Source organism: Exiguobacterium sp. 8H (assembly GCF_902506255.1).
In the GTDB taxonomy this organism is placed as follows: Bacteria; Bacillota; Bacilli; order Exiguobacteriales; family Exiguobacteriaceae; genus Exiguobacterium; species Exiguobacterium profundum.
Window position 1 is genome coordinate 1,224,089 of the sequence record NZ_LR733429.1, and the last position, 17,720, is coordinate 1,241,808.

A 17,720-nucleotide genomic window follows, 5' to 3' on the forward strand; every position below is an offset into this window, starting at 1 on the left:
TCATCGCTCTTTTTTCATTTGAGGTACAGCCACTACGGGTTGATCGGATGTCGCCGGCTGGAGCGAGAGACCACTTGTCCCCGCTTCATAGGCAGCTACCGCCAAGATGCACGCATCGATAATATCGTCGATTTGGACGTTTGACATTTTCCATTTCCATGGAGAACTTTTCGAGTATTGCCGAAGTAACTCGATTCGCTCATCCTGCCCTTCGACCGTCTTTTTCGAATGACTCGCCTCATGCCCCATCATGACTGAAAAACAAACTTCCGGATGTGATTCGTAAACGTCAGTTGCCTTCACCTGCTGAAACTCACGGATACGGGGAACAAGATTCCACGCTTGTTTACTAATTCCTTTGCCAACCAACGCCCGACTCCTTTCATTCGCTTCCTCATAAGTCGCTTCTTGCAACACCTCTTGAATCGGCGGAGTGAAGACGGACGACTTTCGTTGGCTGAGTCGGCAACGCATCCACGCATCGCATTCGCGGCTCGGATGGTCGACCGTTCCTAAATCTTTCGGCATATCCACAAAATGCATGGCACCATCAATCAGCAACTCCTCCAACGTCTCCGAAATCGTTAAACAAAGTGAGATGCTGTCATATGTGATCCGTACCCAACCACCACGTGCACCATCAATTCCTACTCCTACCATGTCGTACCTCCTGTAACATCATCAACACGCCAAATACGGCGAGAAACACTGTACTCCCTAACCAAATACGGTTCGGCCACACCGTGTAGCATAAGCCACACAGAATCGCCAAACCGATTACTCCAGCTGCTCTTACCGATCCCACGATTCAATCATCCGTGCGAGGGTTCGAACCATGACACCAGTCGGCCCCTTCGGACCGAGGTCATTCGCTGCCGCTCGTTCGCTCGTTCCCGCAATATCGAGATGCAACCATGGTGTATCGCCGACAAACTCACCGACAAATGCGCCACCAAAAATCATATGGCCGAAACGACCTGGTGAGTTATTCAAGTCGGCAACTTCCGATTTTCTCACCTTGTCGATGAAGACATCAAAGTATGGCATCTGCCACACGAGCTCGTTCGTCTCACGGCTCGCCGCTTCAAGCGAACGATAGAGCGAATCATCATTTGTCAGACAGCCTGTCACGTCTGTACCGAGGGCGACAAGAACGCCACCTGTGAGCGTAGCTACATCGATGATAGCTTTTGGTTCATACGTTTTCGCAAATGTGACCGCATCCGCTAGGACGAGGCGTCCTTCAGCGTCTGTGTTCAAGACTTCAATCGTCTTCCCATTCATGGCTGTGATCACATCATCCGGTTTGAACGCATCCCCAGAAATCATATTGTCGGTCGCACCGATGATGCCAATCACGTTCCGTTTTGGTCGTGTCAATCCGAGGGTTTCGAACAATCCGAGGACGGTAGCAGCGCCACCCATATCCCCTTTCATTCCGACGATTCCATCTTTTGGCTTGATTGAATAGCCACCTGTGTCGAATGTGACACCCTTTCCGACAACGGCAATCGGAGCTTCTTCCTCTGCCCCGCGATACTCGAGCACAATCAATTTTGGCGGAATCGTCGAACCTTGGTTCACTGCGAGCAATGCCCCCATCCCGAGTCCTTCCATTTCTTCTTTTTCAAGAATGCGGTATTTGAAATCATGACGTTTCGCCAACTCAACCGCGTAATCCGCTAACGTCTCCGCCGTCAAAATATTGGCCGGCATCATCGTCAACATTCGAGCGACATTGACTCCTTTCCCATAAGCCACACCCGCATCGATATCCGTCTGGTCCACGTCACCGAGCAACGTGATCGTCGGTTCTTCGACCGTTTCATTTGGAGCAGACTTATATGTAGGATGGGCATAGGTCGCCATTTCATACGCTTCTGTAAACATACGCGCCGCTCCTTCCGTAAACGTATCAAGCGCTACCGCGACGTCCTTCAGTCCACGTGCTTTGATCAGCTTCGCGACTTTCCCGAACCAATTCCGAACATTCTCGGTCGTCATGTCATTTCGTTGACCGAGTCCGACAAATAAGACACGTGTCGTCTCCCCGGCGAATGTCGGAAGGATTGTCACTTCCCCCGTCTTCGTAGAGAGGTCTCCTGATTGAATAAGCGCTTTGACGCGCCCAGCAAACAATGTGTCGAGCCCCTCATCGATAGAATCAGCCGCTCCAATTCCGAAGACGATTGTCTCGTAAGAATCGGTCCAATTTAATTGAGCAATTTGATACATATTGCCACTTCCCTTCTATATATATGGTAAGCATAACGAACTTCTCCAAAATAATGAAATAGTATGCGTAAGAGTCAAGAAATCTTCGAATTCATGGGCTATCTCCTCGTTGTGACGTTGTTTTATTTTATGATAGGATAAGAAAGTACGCAATCGGGCTTCTCTTCATCGTGAAGTGAGGCCAATTTGACTGGTCGAGGCTTCCCCTAGTCGTAGACCGTTGCTACTTTAACTTTCTCCGTTCTCGTTAATTCTTTTTTCTTTTCGGGTATGAAGTAACGAGGCAGGAAAGTACACTATTTCTTTGAAAAGAGGGACTACGCTTATGTCACACATTAAAGGTATTGGTGCATCTGCAGGAATTGCAGTTGCAAAAGCATTCGTCATGGAGACACCTTCATTCGATATCCCATCACACAAGATTGAAGATGTCGCTGCAGAAAAGGCTCGCTTCCACGATGCGATCGCACAATCTAAAACGGAGCTTGAAGCAATTCGCGAACATACACTTCGTGAGCTCGGTCCAGACAAAGCCGAGATTTTCTCAGCTCACCTTTTAATCGTTGAGGACCCAGAAATCGTATCGCAAGTGAACGACAAAATTGAAAGCGAAAACATGAACGCCGCGAAGGCACTTGACGAAGTCGCCCAAACGATGATTATGATTTTCGAATCAATGGATAACGAATACATGCGCGAACGCGCAGCTGATGTTCGTGACGTCACAAAACGTGTCATGGCTCACATTCTCGGAGTGACATTCGTGACTCCAGCTTCGATTTCAGAAGAAGTCATCATCATTGCCGAAGATTTGACACCATCAGACACGGCACAACTTAACCGTAAATACGTCAAAGGATTCGCGACGAACATCGGTGGACGTACGTCTCACTCTGCCATCATGTCACGCTCACTTGAAATTCCGGCCGTCGTTGGAACAAAAGTAGCCCTTGAAGAAATCAAAAACGGTGACCTCGTCATCATCGACGGTACAGAAGGTGACGTCTTCGTCAACCCTTCAGAAGATCTCGTCAAAGAATACGAAGGCAAACGTGCTGATTTTGAAGCGTACAAAGAAGAGTTGAAGCAACTCGTCAACGAAGAGTCAATCACAGCGGACGGTCACAAAGTGAAGCTTGCTGCGAACATCGGGACACCGAACGACCTCGAAGGCGTTTTGAAAAACGGTTCAGATGCAATCGGGCTCTATCGTACGGAGTTCCTATATATGGACTCTGAAACGTTCCCGACTGAAGAAGAGCAATACACAGCTTACAAAACGGTTCTTGAAGGCATGGAAGGCAAGCAAGTCGTCATCCGTACACTCGACATCGGTGGCGACAAAGAGTTGTCATACCTTGACCTCCCGAAAGAAATGAATCCGTTCCTCGGCTATCGTGCCATCCGCCTTTGCCTTGAGGAAACAGATTTGTTCCGCACACAACTTCGTGCCCTTCTCCGTGCCTCAGCTCACGGTAACCTCGCAATCATGTTCCCAATGATTGCGACACTCGAAGAGTTCCGCGCGGCGAAAGCCCTTCTTCTCGAAGAAGAAGCGAAGTTGAAAGAAGAAGGAATCGAAGTCGGAAAATATGAGACAGGGATGATGGTTGAAATCCCATCAACCGCTGTCATGGCGAAGCAATTCGCAAAAGAAGTCGACTTCTTCTCAGTCGGAACGAACGACTTGATTCAATACACGATGGCGGCTGACCGGATGAACGAAAAAGTTTCTTACTTGTACCAACCGTTCAACCCTGCCATCTTGAACCTTCTCCACAACGTCATCACTGAAGCACACAAAGCTGGCAAATGGGTCGGCATGTGTGGAGAAATGGCTGGAGAAGAACTCGCGATTCCAATTCTTCTCGGTCTTGGTCTCGACGAATTCTCGATGTCCGCTTCAAGCGTCCTTCGTGCGCGTAGCCTCGTGAAACGCTTGACGAAGTCGGAAACAGAAGCAATCGTCAACGAAGTCCTCAACATGGACACAGCTGAAGAAGTCGTAAACTTCCTTAGCGAAAAGTTCGACATTAAGAAATAATGGCAAAAGTCCTTCTCTCGCTCGAGAGAAGGACTTTTTTATATACTGCATTAGAAATCAAAATCGTCTGGGTCCGGACCGACACGTTGATATCGGTCGAGTGAGTCGATTCGTTCCATTTGATCTTTGGTCAATTCAAAGTCATGAACATCGAAGTTTTCTGCGATTCGATGTGGTTTGATGGATTTCGGAATAATCACCCATCCCGTTTGGAGATGCCACCGTAACAACACCTGGGCGACGGAACGATCGACTTCCTTTGCGACCTCTACTAAAATCTGCTCTTCGAACAACCCTCCCTGCATAAGCGGTGCCCAAGCGACCGGTACGATGCCGTGCTCGCTCATATACGATGCTAACTCGGTTTGACGAAGCAACGGATGCCGTTCAACTTGGTTCACGGCTGGAACGAGGTCACTGTTTGCAGCCAATGTCTCGAGGTGATGGATTTGGAAGTTACTCACCCCGACTGCCCCGACACGTCCCTCTCGATACAACGTTTCGAGGGCACGCCAACTCTCGACCATCTTGTCTTCCACCGGCCAATGAATCAAATACAAATCTAACTGTTCCAATCCAAGACGAACGAGTGACGCCTCGTAGGCGGAGATGGCAGCATCGTAACCTTGATCGGCGTTCCATAGTTTCGATGTGATAAATAAATCATCCCGGGAAATATTTGCGATTTTCATCCCTTTTCGGATTCCGACACCGACCCCCTCTTCATTCTCATAAACGGCTGCCGTATCGATATGACGGTATCCTTGACGAATCGCCTCGACGACTGCATCCATGACTGTATCCCCATCTTCAACTTTGAAGACGCCAAGTCCAATAGTAGGAATGGCTTTCTGACCGTGATTCAATTGTATGGATTGTTTCATTTGTACCCCTTCTTTCGTGAGAATTCTCCTTCACTATAAGGGGGATTCTCCTTTTCCGGAATAAGGCACATTGAAGTAACTACACAAATCGAGCCGCGCCATGATAGGAGCGGCTCGTAATCATTTATTCTGGTCCTCTGTCATCGGCTCTAAAGTCGAGCGCTTCACCCGCGACGACCGTCTCACCGAACGGTACGACGACGAGTTTTCCGTCTCCGTTCGTCCAGATGATCGGTGTGATCAGTGACGGCACTTTATCACGAATCGCGCTGAGGTCGACTTCGAGAAGGACGTCTCCCGCTTCGACCCGGGCGCCTTCTTCGACTTTCGCCGTGAATCCTTCCCCTTTCAGGTTGACCGTATCGAGACCGACATGAATCAGTAGTTCACGTCCATCGTCAGCCAAGAGACCGATTGCATGTTTCGTTGGGAAGAATGTCGTGATTTGACCCGTCACCGGAGAAACGACCTGACCCGAGCTTGGTTCGATCGCAAATCCTTCTCCCATCATGCGACCAGAGAAGACTTGATCTGGCACATCATCGAGTGACAACAATACACCTGACATCGGTGCCAAGAATCGATGATCGGCTTGTTCAGCCGCTTCCGGTGTAATCACCGCTTTTTCAACTTTTTCTTTCGGTTTATACTCGCCACCTTCGATGATGGTCGCGATTTGTGATTTGAGCGTATCGGATTTTGGTCCGAAGATGGCTTGAATGTTATCCCCTACTTCAAGAACACCGGCAGCACCAAGTGTTTTCAGGAGGTCTTTGTCGACTTGTTTCACATCATTTACCGTGACACGAAGTCGCGTGATACAAGCATCCAAATGTTTGATGTTTTCAGGTCCACCTAGACCCACGAGCACCTCATACGGTAAGTCGTCCCCGATGCCCGCTCGATCCGCTTTCGTGCCGGTCTGCACGTCACGTCCAGGGATTTTCAGGTCGAACTTCGTAATGGCGAAACGGAATCCGAAGTAATAGATGACCGCAAAGACGAGACCAACCGGGATGACGAGCCACCAGGCGGTTCGGTTCGGCAAGACTCCGAAGAGAAGATAGTCAATGAGACCGCCAGAGAATGTCATCCCAATCTTGACGTTCAGTAAATGCATCGTCATGAAGGAGAGACCCGCAAAGACGGCGTGAATTCCAAAGAGAAGTGGTGCAACGAAAACGAATGAGAATTCGACTGGTTCTGTGATCCCTGTCAAGAATGACGTAAGGGCAGCCGAGAAATAGAGACCCTCGACGTCTTTCCGTCGTTCTTTCGGAACCGTGTGGAACATGGCGAGACAGGCTGCTGGTAAGCCGAACATCATGAACGGGAATTTCCCGGTCATGTACGTACCGGCTGTGAATTCCACGCCGTCACGCAGTTGTGCGAAGAAGATCCGCTGGTCACCTTGTACGAGATCACCGGCTTGGTTCGTATACTCCCCGAATTGGAACCAGAATGGAGAATACCAAATATGGTGAAGACCGAACGGAATCAAGGAACGTTCTACTAATCCAAAGATGAATGCTGATAAGGCAACGTTTGCCTCGATGACCGTACTTGAGAACGTGTTGATCGCATTCCCAATCGGTGGCCATATATATGCGAGCGCAATCCCGATAATCAAACTGAATGCGGCCGTCGCAATCGGGACGAACCGCTTCCCTGCAAAGAACCCTAAGAAATCTGGCAACTTGATGTTGAAATACTTGTTGTACGCATAGGCTGCAACAAGACCTGCGATAATCCCCCCGAATACCCCCATTTGGAGTGTCGGAATACCGAGAACGGTGGCATACTGCGGATCACCTTGAGCGATTTCCGCGGTAATCCCATTCCATGTGCTAATGACTTTGTTCATGATCAAATAACCGACAATGGCTGCTAGACCAGCAACCCCGTCCCCGTTCGCCAGGCCAATCGCGACCCCGACGGCAAACAGTAACCCTAAGTTTGCGAAGACGATGTCCCCGGCATCTGTCATGACTTGCCAAATCAGGACAAGTGAGTCATTCGCCAGAAACGGGAGCAATTCAACGAGGTCCGGGTTTTGGAATGCGGTACCAAACGCCAAGAGAAGACCGGCTGCCGGTAAGATTGCAACCGGAAGCATGAGTGCTTTCCCGACCCGTTGTAAAACGCCAAACACTTTCTTCCACATCATGGTTCCCTCCTTTGTCAGAATACTTACTTTTTCCCTCTAACGTTTGGATGAAACCGTTTCACATAAAAAGAAAAGACCAACCCCGAAGGATTGGTCTAGGTCATCAATTAGTTAGCTTTCTTTTCGTTACCTGAAGCGATGACCGCTTGGATTTCTGATTTCAATGCGTCCGAACGTGGTCCGAAGATTGCTTGAATGTTGTTACCAACTTCAAGTACACCAGATGCACCAAGGCGTTTCAACTCATCTTTGTTGACTTGGTTCTTATCTTTTACTTCGACACGAAGACGTGTGATACATGCATCGAGGTGCTTGATGTTTTGTGAGCCACCAAGACCGACGAGGATATCTTGTGCAAGTTCCGAACCAGTAGCTGTTGACTGTTCAACAACTTCATCTTCACGACCTGGTGTTTTAAGGTTGAATTTGCGGATAACGAAACGGAATCCGAAGTAGTAAACAACCGCGAACACGAGACCGACTGGAATAACGAGCCACCAAGCCGTACGACCTGGAAGAACACCGAAGAGCAAGAAGTCGATCAAACCACCCGAGAACGTCATCCCGATTTTCACGTTCAAGATGTGCATTGTCATGAATGAAAGACCTGCGAATACTGCGTGTACTGCGAAGAGAAGTGGTGCTACGAACAAGAATGAGAACTCGATTGGTTCTGTGATACCAGTCAAGAACGATGTAAGGGCAGCAGAAGCCAAGAGACCACCGACAACCGCTTTACGCTCAGGACGTGCTTCGTGATACATTGCGAGTGCTGCTGCAGGAAGACCGAACATCATGAACGGGAATTTACCAGTCATGAACGTACCTGCTGTCAATTCAGCGCCATCACGAATTTGTGCGAAGAAGATCGCTTGGTCACCACGTACAACGTTACCCGCTGCATCTGTGTATGAACCGAATTCAAACCAGAACGGTGAGTAGAAGATGTGGTGAAGACCGAATGGAATCAATGAACGTTCGATTAAACCGAAGATGAACGCTGCGAATGTACGGTTTTCATTCAACATGAAGTTTGAGAATGAGTTCAATCCGTGCTGAACTGGTGGCCATACTAATAGTAGGACGAAACCAGCAACAACGGCTGCAACTGCCGTTACGATTGGAACGAAACGTTTACCAGCGAAGAAACCAAGGAACTGTGGCAATTCGATATTGAAGTACTTGTTATAGGCCCATGCGGCGATGAGACCCATGATAATCCCTCCGAATACCCCTGTTTGGAGTGTTGGGATACCGAGTACGTTCGCGTAAGCTGGATCACCTTGTGCCAATACTTCAGGTGTGAGTTCGAGCCAAACACCCATGACTTTGTTCATGATCAAGAATCCAACGATTGCTGCAAGTCCGGCTACCCCGTCACCTGCTAAACCGATGGCGACACCGACTGCGAACAAGAGCGCCAAGTTCGAGAAGATGATTCCACCTGCTTGCTCCATCAATTGAGCGAATTTCACGACACCTTCGTTTGTTAACCAACCAGCGCGTGATGTAAGTTGTGGGTTTTGCATTGCGTTACCGAATGCAAGAAGAAGACCGGCTGCCGGCAAGATCGCAACAGGAAGCATAAGTGCTTTACCGACTTTTTGAAGAACACCAAAGATCTGCTTAAACATCAACATTTCCTCCTTTTTTTAAGTACGTATAAACAATATGATAGCGGCGTAGATGTCAGACAACCGACGTATCTAAACGTTTTCATAAATCACGTTTATAAAAACAGAAAAGGCATGAATAAGGATAGAACGTAGACCTCTCCCAATGGAGACATCACATAACGTTCCACTCCTTACTCATGCCTGATCGAATCAGTAACACGTAAGACACGTGGTATCATTTATCTACTTGTTAGGCGCTGGAGATGCATCGTCAAATATGTCGCTTCACCTCGTGGGACGGGACGCTTTAATTCGCGTTCCATGATGCCCATCAGCTCCCAAGCAGTACTATAGCATAGCGGATATTCGTCGCGCAACACCTTTTCAATTTTTTGTGGTGCCTCAACCGTCTCACCTGTCGCGACCCGCTCAACGGCGTACCTTAAGTGCCGAAGTAAGCGCTTATAATCGAGTGATGTCCGGTCCATTTTCACGTTCAAACGACTCTCAATCGTCTGAACAATTTGCCCGATGATTTGATTATGACGGTTGACCTCGAGGACGTTTTTGAACGTCGTCGCCGAGTGAATATGAAGGGCGATAAACCCTGTTTCCGCATCCGGGAGCAAAACGTTCAATCGTTCATGGAACATATCGACAATCCGTTCCGCGAGCGCAAACTCGTTTGGGTAGAGTGATTCCGTCTCGAGTAAAAACGGATTCGTCACTTCCATCCCTTGTTCGATTCGCTTCATCGTGAAGAATAAGTGATCGGTCAAACCGATATGGATGTGCTCATCGACTTTCTTGCCTGTACTCATCTCAATGAAGCCAACAATCTCTTGCATGAACGCAATGAAGTCCTCGTCGACATGTTTGACGAGTTCCTGATATTGTGATTGCTCTTCTTTATCTGTCAGTTGATACACTTTCTCCGGGACGCTGGCCGGGTCGACGAGGTCGCCTGGTTTTTTGCCAAAGCCAATCCCCTTCCCGAGTAGAATGACTTCCGGATCCGTATCATGTTGACAAATGACAACGCTATTATTCAACACTTTTTTGATCGTATACATCGGTAATGTCATTCGCATCGCATCCCTTACTAAAAATCGTTTCGCTATCTAGTATATCGGTTCATGCCCTAAAAAAGTAGGGACAAAACAAAAAAGGCGAACATTTCTGTCGCCAATTAAAACATTGAATAACCGCTCTTTCGTAAGAAACGAATCGTCACACCAGCTAGAATTGCACCTAGCAATCCAAAGCCGAGCATGAATAAATCGAGAAGTTGCAACCCGACGAGTCCTTCATAGACACTCGTAAGCGCGGTCGATGTCTCGGTCACGTAACTCGAAAGTTTGACATTATCAATCATCATGATGACAAAAATCGGATAAATGAACACAAGTGTCCATGTCTTTTTAAGTAACATATTCAAGATGAAGCCGATACTGAAAAAAATCGTCATATATAAAACGGCTCCAATGACTGCTTGGATAATATGCATGTATTGCCCCCCTTGTCCGCTCTTCATTATACAAAATTTCGACCAACGAGGTCAAAGAACTTCCTATGACAATTTCGAAAGAAAAACAGCCCGTTCTGAGATAGAACGAGCCGTGCAATCATGAAATTAGAACTTCCCTTTTTTAAGGACGAGTCCGTACTTTTTCAATTCGATGAAGTGTTTGTTGTCGATGACTTTTTTCATGAACGAAGCGTTGCGACCGAAGATCTTCTTGCCCATCACGATTCCGATTCCATCGTTATGTCCGAGTGAAGCGACCGTTCCCTTGCTCTCGTAAGTGAACTTCGATGTCGATTTTCCATTGATGAGCGCCGCAATGTTTTTCGCAACGTTGTGTGCTTGTTGTGTCGCGATTTGTGCCGTCGGTGGGTATGGACGGTTCGATGCAGGATCCATGACCGCTGAGCAGTCACCGATGATGAAGACGTTATCGTGACCTGGTGCACGGTTGTCCGCTTCCACCATGACACGGTTACGGACCGCTTCAAATCCTGATTTTTCGATGATCGGGCTACCACTTACGCCACCTGTCCAGATGATCGTGTTGGCACGAATCGTTTCTGTCGTGTCACCTTGAAGTGGACCGAATGTCACCACACCTGGCTCGACACCTTTGATTCCGTTACCAAGTTTCATCTCGACACCGTTACGTTCCAACCATTTCTGTGCGTACGTTGTGAGTTCTGGGTCGAAACCAGGAAGAACTGTTGGTGCTGCTTCAATGTTGACGATGCGAACCGCTTCGCGTGGAACGTCATATTGTTTGCAAAGCTCTGGAATCCGGTTGACGATTTCACCGAGGAATTCGATTCCTGTGAATCCAGCACCACCGACAACGATCGTCACGAACGAATTGTCAGAAGAACCATTTGTTTTATATTGAGCGAATGAATATTCGATGTGCTCTTTGATTTTACGAACACTGTTCAACGAGCTGATTGTCATCGCATTTTCTTTCAAGCCTGGGATACCGAACGTTTCAGGTACACCGCCAAGACCGATGACGACATAGTCGTATTCGACAACTGAACCATCTTCGAGTGTAACTTGTTTCGCAGCAGTATCGACGCGATCGACGATCCCTTTGACAAGTTTCACACGTGACGGGTTCACAATATCGTTAATGTAGATGCGTGCTTGGTCTGGGTTCATCGTTCCAGCAGCTGGTTCGTGAAGCCATGTCGTTTGGTAGTGATAATCATGCTTGTTGATAAGCGTAATGTTCGCATCACCTGCAGCGAGTGTCTTTTGAAGGTTGACGGCTGTGATGAGTCCACCGAAGCCCGCACCAAGAATAACAATGTTAGGTCGTTTCATGTTCATTTCCACCTTGTTTAAAATTTTGTTTTTTTGAACAACTATGTTGTGTGTTTCTTCACATAGACGTTCACAATAAAGCCTATTCTTGTTCAACATCTGTTCACAATTGCTTCTGTTTCATTGTACGCTCTTTAATTTGAATTCTCAATGGAAAAGCTTATCTTCTTGAATTTTTTTTGAAAGTGTTGCATGTTTGTACTGAATGGATTTAATTCAATAAACTCTCTATAATAGATGTATACGCTTTGAGGAGGAATTCGATGAAGACGACGAAAGATGTAATCATCATCGGTGGCGGCCCAGTCGGACTGTTCACCGCATTTTATGCAGGCATGCGCCAACTCGATACGACGTTGATTGAAAGCTTACCGCAACTCGGTGGTCAGTTATCAACGCTCTATCCTGAAAAATATATTTATGATATTGCCGGTTTCCCGAAAGTGAAAGCACAGGACTTGATTGATCAACTAAAAGCTCAGGCCGATCAATTCGAACAAGACTACCGCCTCGGCGAAACGGTGGAAACGGTCGAACGCCTCGAGGACGGCACTTTCGTATTGACGACGAACAAAGAAGAGTATCATACGAAAGCCATCATCATCACAGCCGGAAACGGTGCCTTCTCAGCCCGCCCACTCGGTCTTGATGGCTGCGAAGATTATGCCAACCTTCATTACTTTGTTGACAACATGGAGAAATTCCGTGATCGCCGTGTCATGATTGCCGGCGGTGGCGATTCAGCCGTCGACTGGGCACTCATGCTTGAAGGAATCGCAAAAGAAGTACACATCGTTCACCGTCGTGACCGCTTCCGTGCTCATGAACATACGGTAGAACAGATGAAGGCATCGACGATTAACGTCCTTACGCCTTACAACATCGAGTCACTGTCTGGTGAGACACACATCGAATCTGTCGAATTGACAGATAAGGATGGCGAATCAAAAATCGTTGAAATCGATGATTTGATTTGTAACTACGGATTCGTTTCATCGCTCGGTCCAATCAAGAACTGGGGAATGGAATTCGAGAAAAACACAATCCGTGTCGATTCACGTATGGAAACGACCGTTGCCGGCATCTTCGCTTGCGGTGATATCGCGACATACGAAGGGAAAGTAAAATTGATTGCGACCGGTTTCGGTGAAGCCCCAATCGCCATCAACCAAGTGAAACAGCTCGTGGATCCGACTGCTCGTCATCCGCAACACTCGACATCTGTATTTGCTGGGAAATAACCAAAAACGCTTCTGTGGACCACATCCACAGAAGCGTTTTTTATCTTTTCATCGTTTGAACGATGACCCGGTCAATCCAGTCATCGAGTTGCGTAAACACAAATCCCGCCTTCTTCGCCTCAGCAATCGACATATAATAGTCGACATCCGAATCATACGGCGACGAGTCTCCATCTTTTATAATATGGACGGGTTTTCCGACGTGTTGACCGATTCGCTCCATCAAGGCCCCCATCGAGATGAGTCCATCACTCGCCGCATTGAACGGTCCTGTCACATTGGCACGACCGACCCATTCTAAGAAGGCGGCCGCTTCCGCACTCGAGATGAAGCCCATCTTTGCTTCCGGGTGATGCAAGACAACCGGTTCCTCGTTCCGGATTGCATCTACATAAAACTTCAATCGGTCTGTATAGTCATCCGGACCTAACACGATCGGTAATCGTACGGTCGCCACCGGGAAAGAGGCGCGATGGAAGAAGAATGATTCCGCCTCGCGTTTCCCTTGTCCGTAGTCATGTTCGGATTCAAGATGATATTCGTAATGGAGCGGATTGAAGTCGCTCTCTTTTAAATCAGGACCAGGCGCGTAGACCGACATCGTCGACGTGAGCACATATTTCCCGACTTTGTCCATGAACGCATCCGAGGCGATTTTTGCCTGATACGGAGTAAAACAAATGTTGTCATAGACGAGGTCGTACCGTTCGCGGGCCAAGTCTTTCATCGTCGCGACCGATTGCCGGTCTCCTTTGACAGACCGAATCCCTTCAGCTTCCGGCACCTGTAGTTGCCCTCTCGTCACAATCGTCACATCATCCCCTGCTTCAGCAAGTCGCAATGCGAGCCGTTTTCCGAAATAGCGTGACCCTCCGAATATCAATACTTTTCTCATGACCCTGAATCCTCCCATTTGTAATGACGTCCCTACTCATTTTCCCTTCAAAGAAACAGACTAATCTACCACTTTTACACGTATTCTTGCTATTCTAATAAGTAAAGACTTGTTAGGGGGCTCGAATATGCACCAAATCATGTTAGAAAAAGGATGGACGTATGAACTACCACCACAGTATGCGATCTATCAGAGCTTATCTGATTTCAGTCGTTACTCTGTCCTCGATCAAGAGGAAGAGAGTGTCTGCTCATTCCGCATCACGAATGACACGTGTACAATCACAGGCTTTCGGCCTTGGCAACATCACATCGAACTCGACGTAACTGCAAAAGTCATTCGGTTGATTTTGACAGAAGAAGAATAAGAACCGATCGCACTCGCGATCGGTTCTTATTCTTTAGCATTCTCCTGGCGTACCTGCATTCGTCGCTGTCCGGAAACTCGAACCGCAACCGCATGTTGCAATCGCATTTGGGTTTTTAATTGTGAAACCGCCACCGAGCATCGACTGCTTATAATCAATCTCGAGGCCATCAACGACCCCATGATCCACTTCCGCAACGATGACGCGGACACCATGATGGTCGAATTGAATGTCTTTGTCCGTTTTCTCCTCGTCGAAGCCCATCCCGTATGAAAGTCCTGTACATCCGCCACCTTGTACCTTCACTCGCAAGTATTGAGCATCTGGGCGTTCCGTCTGTTTCATCATCTCTAGCACTTGAAGTGCGGCTGACTCTGTTAAATGAATCATCTGAACTCCTCCTCATATATCTTCAATTCAAGTCAATTGACTTGTCATCTTGTGGATTATCTTGTATAACTAAACTGTAACAAAAAAAATTAAATCGTTCCATCTTCGGGGCAGGGTGAAATTCCCGACCGGCGGTATTGAAGAATATATTCTTCTCAGCCCGTGAGCGAGCAAGGCGTTGCTTGCTGATTTCGTGAGATTCGAAAGCCGACAGTATAGTCTGGATGGGAGAAGATGGCGGCATCCGACCGATATCCGGATGTTTTCTTTGACGTGGACTTTTCCACCTCGGAAAACATCTATTTCGTATGCGCGTAAACTCTCCCGATTGTCTTCATTGCAATCGGGTTTTTATATGCGACGGATGCCATTCATCGAGGAGCGACCTAAAGGAGAGATTCTGATGAAAACTACGCGCAACAAACGACTGACAACAATGGTGACTTTGGCGATGCTCGGGACGATTTCGTTCGTTCTCATGCTATTCAACTTTCCGCTCCCATTTTTACCGCCATTCCTTAAAGTGGACTTTAGTGACATTCCTGCACTCATTGCCGGAATCGTCTTTTCCCCACTCGCAGGAGTCGTGGTCGTCGGTTTGAAAAACGTCTTGTACTACGTCTTTAACGGTGGCGGCGTTCCAGTCGGGGAAGTCGCAAACTTCTTCGCAGGTGTCGCATTCATGTACCCAGTTGCCTGGTTCTACCATAAGCGCAAGTCAAACAAAGCACTCGCTTCTGGATTACTTGCCGGTACAATCACAATGGCTCTTAGCCTCGCCATCTTAAACTATCTCGTCATCTTGCCAGCCTACGCCTTCTTCTTCGGAATGGCAGACATGGCCGACCCGGCGGTGAAAACGGATCTTGTCCTTTACGGGATCTTACCGTTCAACTTGATTAAAGCGATCTTGATCAGCGCGCTCTTCGTCCCACTCTTCTTGAAATTGAAGCCGTGGATCGAACGTCAACGCGTACAACTTCAAGCATAATCAATATACGAGCATCTAGGCGTTGCCTAGGTGCTTTTTTCAACCATATTGTAAGGAGGGGCAGTCATTATGACAGACGAACAGGATTTGGTTCATTTTCTAAAACAAGACGCCGAGCTCATAAAGCTTCTCCACGCCGTCGCCAGCCTCGATTTACCGGATTGGTGGATTTGTGCGGGATATATTCGTTCAAAAGTCTGGGACCACCTTCACGGATACGAAACATCGACTAAAACAGATGATGTAGATGTGATTTATTTCGACCCAAACCAACCAGAGGAAGCAGTCGAAAAACAACTCGAACAGCGATTATTCCGCCTCATCCCCGATGTACCTTGGTCTGTCAAAAATCAAGCGAGAATGCATCACGTCAACAACCTTCCACCCTATGCTTCATCGGTCGATGCGTTGGCACATTTTCCTGAGACCGTCACCGCGATCGGGGTACGTCTTCAATCGGATGGTTCCCTCACCCTCGCTGCCCCACACGGCATTCACGACTTGATCAACATGCACGTTATACCGACACCACCCTTTGATTCGAACTCTTCAAAGCACCCCATCTATCTGGAGCGGTTGCAGCAAAAGAACTGGTCCGCCAAGTGGCCAAACATCACCATACATACATCCTTCTCATACTAAAAAAACGCGACCACCGAAGTGATCGCGTTTTCTTATACCGATTAAAGAAGAAGTCCAGCCAATGTAGCTGACATCAAGTTTGCAAGCGTACCTGCAAGAATCGCGAGAACACCCATGCGTGCGATGTCACCACGACGGTTTGGCGCCATACCACCAAGACCACCAAGAAGGATCGCGAGTGACGAGATGTTTGCGAAACCACAAAGTGCGAATGCGATCATCGCTTCTGTACGAGCTGACAAATCACCAGAACCGATGATTGGAGCAAACTCAGAGAAAGCAACGAATTCGTTCAAGACTAGTTTTTGACCGAGGAAGCTACCGAATTGTACAGCATCCGCCCATGGTACACCAATCACGAATGCAAGTGGCGCGAAGACGTAACCGAGAATCAATTCGAGTGACAAGCTATCAAATCCGAAGAGTCCACCAACTGAACCGAGGATCAAGTTGACGAGCGCAATCAATGAAACGAATGCAAGAAGCATCGCACCGACGTTCAAGGCAAGGAAGAGACCGTCAGAAGCACCACGTGCCGCTGCATCGACGAAGTTCGCCGCTCTGTCTTCTTCATCTTCTACAATCTCGATGTCGTCATCGTACTCTTCTGTTTCTGGTACGATGATTTTCGCGAATAAGAGACCTGCTGGCGCTGCCATGAAGCTCGCTGCGAGCAAGTATTCGAGTGGTACACCGAGTGCTGCATAACCTGCAAGTACAGATCCGGCAACCGATGCGAGTCCACCGACCATGACTGCGAAGAGCTCAGACTGTGTCATTGTAGGAAGGTACGGCTTGATGACAAGCGGTGCTTCCGTTTGACCGACGAAAATGTTCGCTGTTGCTGAAAGTGACTCTTTACGTGACGTACCAAGTGCTTTCGCAAGGGCAGTACCGAGGATACGGATGACCCACTGCATGACGCCAAGGTAGTAAAGCAATGCGATTAATGATGACATGAAGATGATAATCGGAAGGACTTGGAATGCGAAAACGAAGTTGTCGCCACCGACTGCTGTTCCGAATACGAAGGCAATCCCGTCACCCGCTGTGTTCAAGACAGCTTGAACCCCATTTGAGATCCATTCAAGCGCCTTACGTCCCCATGCCGTATATAAGACGAGGAATGCAAATGCGAATTGAACAGCGAACGCTGCCAAGACCGTGCGCCATTTGATGGCTTTACGGTTGGTAGAGAAGATGTAAGCGATTGCAATTAGTGCCAAAATACCAACCACACTCATGATTTTCATTGATGTTGTGCTCCTTTCATATTAAACAAAACCAATTATATGTGTCATACCCGAAAAGAGATGTGTCCTACCGTTTGAAACGCTTTCTTTTTATCGTTGTTAAACGTCAGACAACCTACATTCGAACCTCTTAGAATATAACATCCCTCT

15 protein-coding genes, 1 pseudogene and 1 riboswitch are annotated in these 17,720 nt (G+C 47.8%); of the genes and pseudogenes, 5 read left to right on the forward strand and 11 right to left on the reverse strand.

The window, feature by feature from the left end:
- The gene (locus GVY43_RS06240) at nt 1-660 is read right to left on the reverse strand and encodes a DUF429 domain-containing protein (protein WP_074036406.1); all 660 of its coding nucleotides are present in this window, start codon (nt 658-660) and stop codon (nt 1-3) included.
- A 132-nt stretch (nt 661-792) separates the two neighbouring features.
- Nucleotides 793-2,235, reverse strand: a complete 1,443-nt coding sequence (locus GVY43_RS06245) for a leucyl aminopeptidase (RefSeq protein WP_159562583.1) — start codon at nt 2,233-2,235, stop codon at nt 793-795.
- A gap of 325 nt (nt 2,236-2,560) precedes the next feature.
- Here GVY43_RS06245 and ptsP point away from each other — a divergent pair, with 325 nt between their 5' ends.
- Nucleotides 2,561-4,279 (forward strand): phosphoenolpyruvate--protein phosphotransferase, encoded by a 1,719-nt coding sequence (gene ptsP / locus GVY43_RS06250; protein ID WP_074036404.1) that lies wholly within the window; start codon nt 2,561-2,563, stop codon nt 4,277-4,279.
- A 50-nt stretch (nt 4,280-4,329) separates the two neighbouring features.
- On the opposite strand, the gene GVY43_RS06255 is transcribed toward ptsP, so the two are convergent.
- From GVY43_RS06255 to GVY43_RS06280, 6 genes and pseudogenes are all read right to left on the reverse strand, one after another.
- Nucleotides 4,330-5,163, reverse strand: coding sequence for an aldo/keto reductase (locus GVY43_RS06255; RefSeq protein ID WP_159562584.1), 834 nt, complete (start codon nt 5,161-5,163; stop codon nt 4,330-4,332).
- Between the two features lie 124 nt (nt 5,164-5,287).
- Nucleotides 5,288-7,327, reverse strand: a complete 2,040-nt coding sequence (ptsG, locus tag GVY43_RS06260) for a glucose-specific PTS transporter subunit IIBC (protein ID WP_159562585.1) — start codon at nt 7,325-7,327, stop codon at nt 5,288-5,290.
- A gap of 137 nt (nt 7,328-7,464) precedes the next feature.
- A pseudogene (ptsG, locus tag GVY43_RS06265) lies at nt 7,465-8,964 on the reverse strand (glucose-specific PTS transporter subunit IIBC); the annotation flags it as partial.
- A 221-nt stretch (nt 8,965-9,185) separates the two neighbouring features.
- A complete protein-coding gene (gene glcT, locus GVY43_RS06270; protein WP_159562586.1) occupies nt 9,186-10,031 on the reverse strand; it encodes a glucose PTS transporter transcription antiterminator GlcT in 846 nt (281 codons plus the stop codon).
- A gap of 104 nt (nt 10,032-10,135) precedes the next feature.
- On the reverse strand, nt 10,136-10,453 hold the full coding sequence (locus GVY43_RS06275; RefSeq protein ID WP_047795135.1) for a YuiB family protein: 318 nt from the start codon (nt 10,451-10,453) through the stop codon (nt 10,136-10,138).
- Nucleotides 10,454-10,579: 126 nt separating this feature from the next.
- A complete protein-coding gene (locus tag GVY43_RS06280) occupies nt 10,580-11,791 on the reverse strand; it encodes an NAD(P)/FAD-dependent oxidoreductase (RefSeq protein WP_074033515.1) in 1,212 nt (403 codons plus the stop codon).
- A 263-nt stretch (nt 11,792-12,054) separates the two neighbouring features.
- On the opposite strand from GVY43_RS06280, the gene GVY43_RS06285 reads away from it, so the two are divergent.
- Nucleotides 12,055-13,032, forward strand: a complete 978-nt coding sequence (locus GVY43_RS06285; protein WP_012726821.1) for an NAD(P)/FAD-dependent oxidoreductase — start codon at nt 12,055-12,057, stop codon at nt 13,030-13,032.
- A 40-nt stretch (nt 13,033-13,072) separates the two neighbouring features.
- Here GVY43_RS06285 and GVY43_RS06290 read toward each other — a convergent pair whose 3' ends face one another.
- Nucleotides 13,073-13,927, reverse strand: coding sequence for an NAD-dependent epimerase/dehydratase family protein (locus tag GVY43_RS06290; RefSeq protein ID WP_012726822.1), 855 nt, complete (start codon nt 13,925-13,927; stop codon nt 13,073-13,075).
- 127 nt (nt 13,928-14,054) lie between these two features.
- On the opposite strand from GVY43_RS06290, the gene GVY43_RS06295 reads away from it, so the two are divergent.
- Nucleotides 14,055-14,294 (forward strand): hypothetical protein, encoded by a 240-nt coding sequence (locus tag GVY43_RS06295; RefSeq protein ID WP_047795133.1) that lies wholly within the window; start codon nt 14,055-14,057, stop codon nt 14,292-14,294.
- A 33-nt stretch (nt 14,295-14,327) separates the two neighbouring features.
- Here the strand turns inward: GVY43_RS06295 and GVY43_RS06300 are convergent, their stop codons facing one another.
- Entirely contained in the window at nt 14,328-14,684 is a 357-nt protein-coding gene (locus tag GVY43_RS06300) for an iron-sulfur cluster assembly accessory protein (RefSeq protein WP_074036395.1), read from the reverse strand.
- Between the two features lie 97 nt (nt 14,685-14,781).
- Nucleotides 14,782-14,924: riboswitch (FMN riboswitch) on the forward strand.
- 163 nt (nt 14,925-15,087) lie between these two features.
- On the opposite strand from GVY43_RS06300, the gene GVY43_RS06305 reads away from it, so the two are divergent.
- A complete protein-coding gene (locus GVY43_RS06305; protein ID WP_012726825.1) occupies nt 15,088-15,675 on the forward strand; it encodes an ECF transporter S component in 588 nt (195 codons plus the stop codon).
- Nucleotides 15,676-15,744: 69 nt separating this feature from the next.
- Complete coding sequence (locus GVY43_RS06310; RefSeq protein WP_159562587.1) at nt 15,745-16,317, forward strand: nucleotidyltransferase family protein; 573 nt, start codon at nt 15,745-15,747, stop codon at nt 16,315-16,317.
- Between the two features lie 41 nt (nt 16,318-16,358).
- On the opposite strand, the gene GVY43_RS06315 is transcribed toward GVY43_RS06310, so the two are convergent.
- Nucleotides 16,359-17,570: a NupC/NupG family nucleoside CNT transporter gene (locus GVY43_RS06315; RefSeq protein ID WP_074036391.1), complete on the reverse strand. Its 1,212-nt coding sequence runs from the start codon at nt 17,568-17,570 to the stop codon at nt 16,359-16,361.
- Between the last annotated feature and the right edge of the window lie 150 nt (nt 17,571-17,720).

Bases quoted from the DNA above. Each gene is read 5' to 3' on its own strand.
- GVY43_RS06245 (WP_159562583.1), bottom strand. From the start codon at position 2,235: ATGTATCAAATTGCTCAATTAAATTGGACCGATTCTTACGAGACAATC.
- GVY43_RS06285 (WP_012726821.1), top strand. From the start codon at position 12,055: ATGAAGACGACGAAAGATGTAATCATCATCGGTGGCGGCCCAGTCGGA.
- GVY43_RS06275 (WP_047795135.1), bottom strand. From the start codon at position 10,453: ATGCATATTATCCAAGCAGTCATTGGAGCCGTTTTATATATGACGATT.
- GVY43_RS06290 (WP_012726822.1), bottom strand. From the start codon at position 13,927: ATGAGAAAAGTATTGATATTCGGAGGGTCACGCTATTTCGGAAAACGG.
- ptsP (WP_074036404.1), top strand. From the start codon at position 2,561: ATGTCACACATTAAAGGTATTGGTGCATCTGCAGGAATTGCAGTTGCA.
- GVY43_RS06300 (WP_074036395.1), bottom strand. From the start codon at position 14,684: ATGATTCATTTAACAGAGTCAGCCGCACTTCAAGTGCTAGAGATGATG.
- GVY43_RS06240 (WP_074036406.1), bottom strand. From the start codon at position 660: ATGGTAGGAGTAGGAATTGATGGTGCACGTGGTGGTTGGGTACGGATC.
- ptsG (WP_159562585.1), bottom strand. From the start codon at position 7,327: ATGTGGAAGAAAGTGTTTGGCGTTTTACAACGGGTCGGGAAAGCACTC.
- GVY43_RS06315 (WP_074036391.1), bottom strand. From the start codon at position 17,570: ATGAAAATCATGAGTGTGGTTGGTATTTTGGCACTAATTGCAATCGCT.
- glcT (WP_159562586.1), bottom strand. From the start codon at position 10,031: ATGACATTACCGATGTATACGATCAAAAAAGTGTTGAATAATAGCGTT.
- GVY43_RS06280 (WP_074033515.1), bottom strand. From the start codon at position 11,791: ATGAAACGACCTAACATTGTTATTCTTGGTGCGGGCTTCGGTGGACTC.
- GVY43_RS06295 (WP_047795133.1), top strand. From the start codon at position 14,055: ATGCACCAAATCATGTTAGAAAAAGGATGGACGTATGAACTACCACCA.
- GVY43_RS06305 (WP_012726825.1), top strand. From the start codon at position 15,088: ATGAAAACTACGCGCAACAAACGACTGACAACAATGGTGACTTTGGCG.
- GVY43_RS06255 (WP_159562584.1), bottom strand. From the start codon at position 5,163: ATGAAACAATCCATACAATTGAATCACGGTCAGAAAGCCATTCCTACT.
- GVY43_RS06310 (WP_159562587.1), top strand. From the start codon at position 15,745: ATGACAGACGAACAGGATTTGGTTCATTTTCTAAAACAAGACGCCGAG.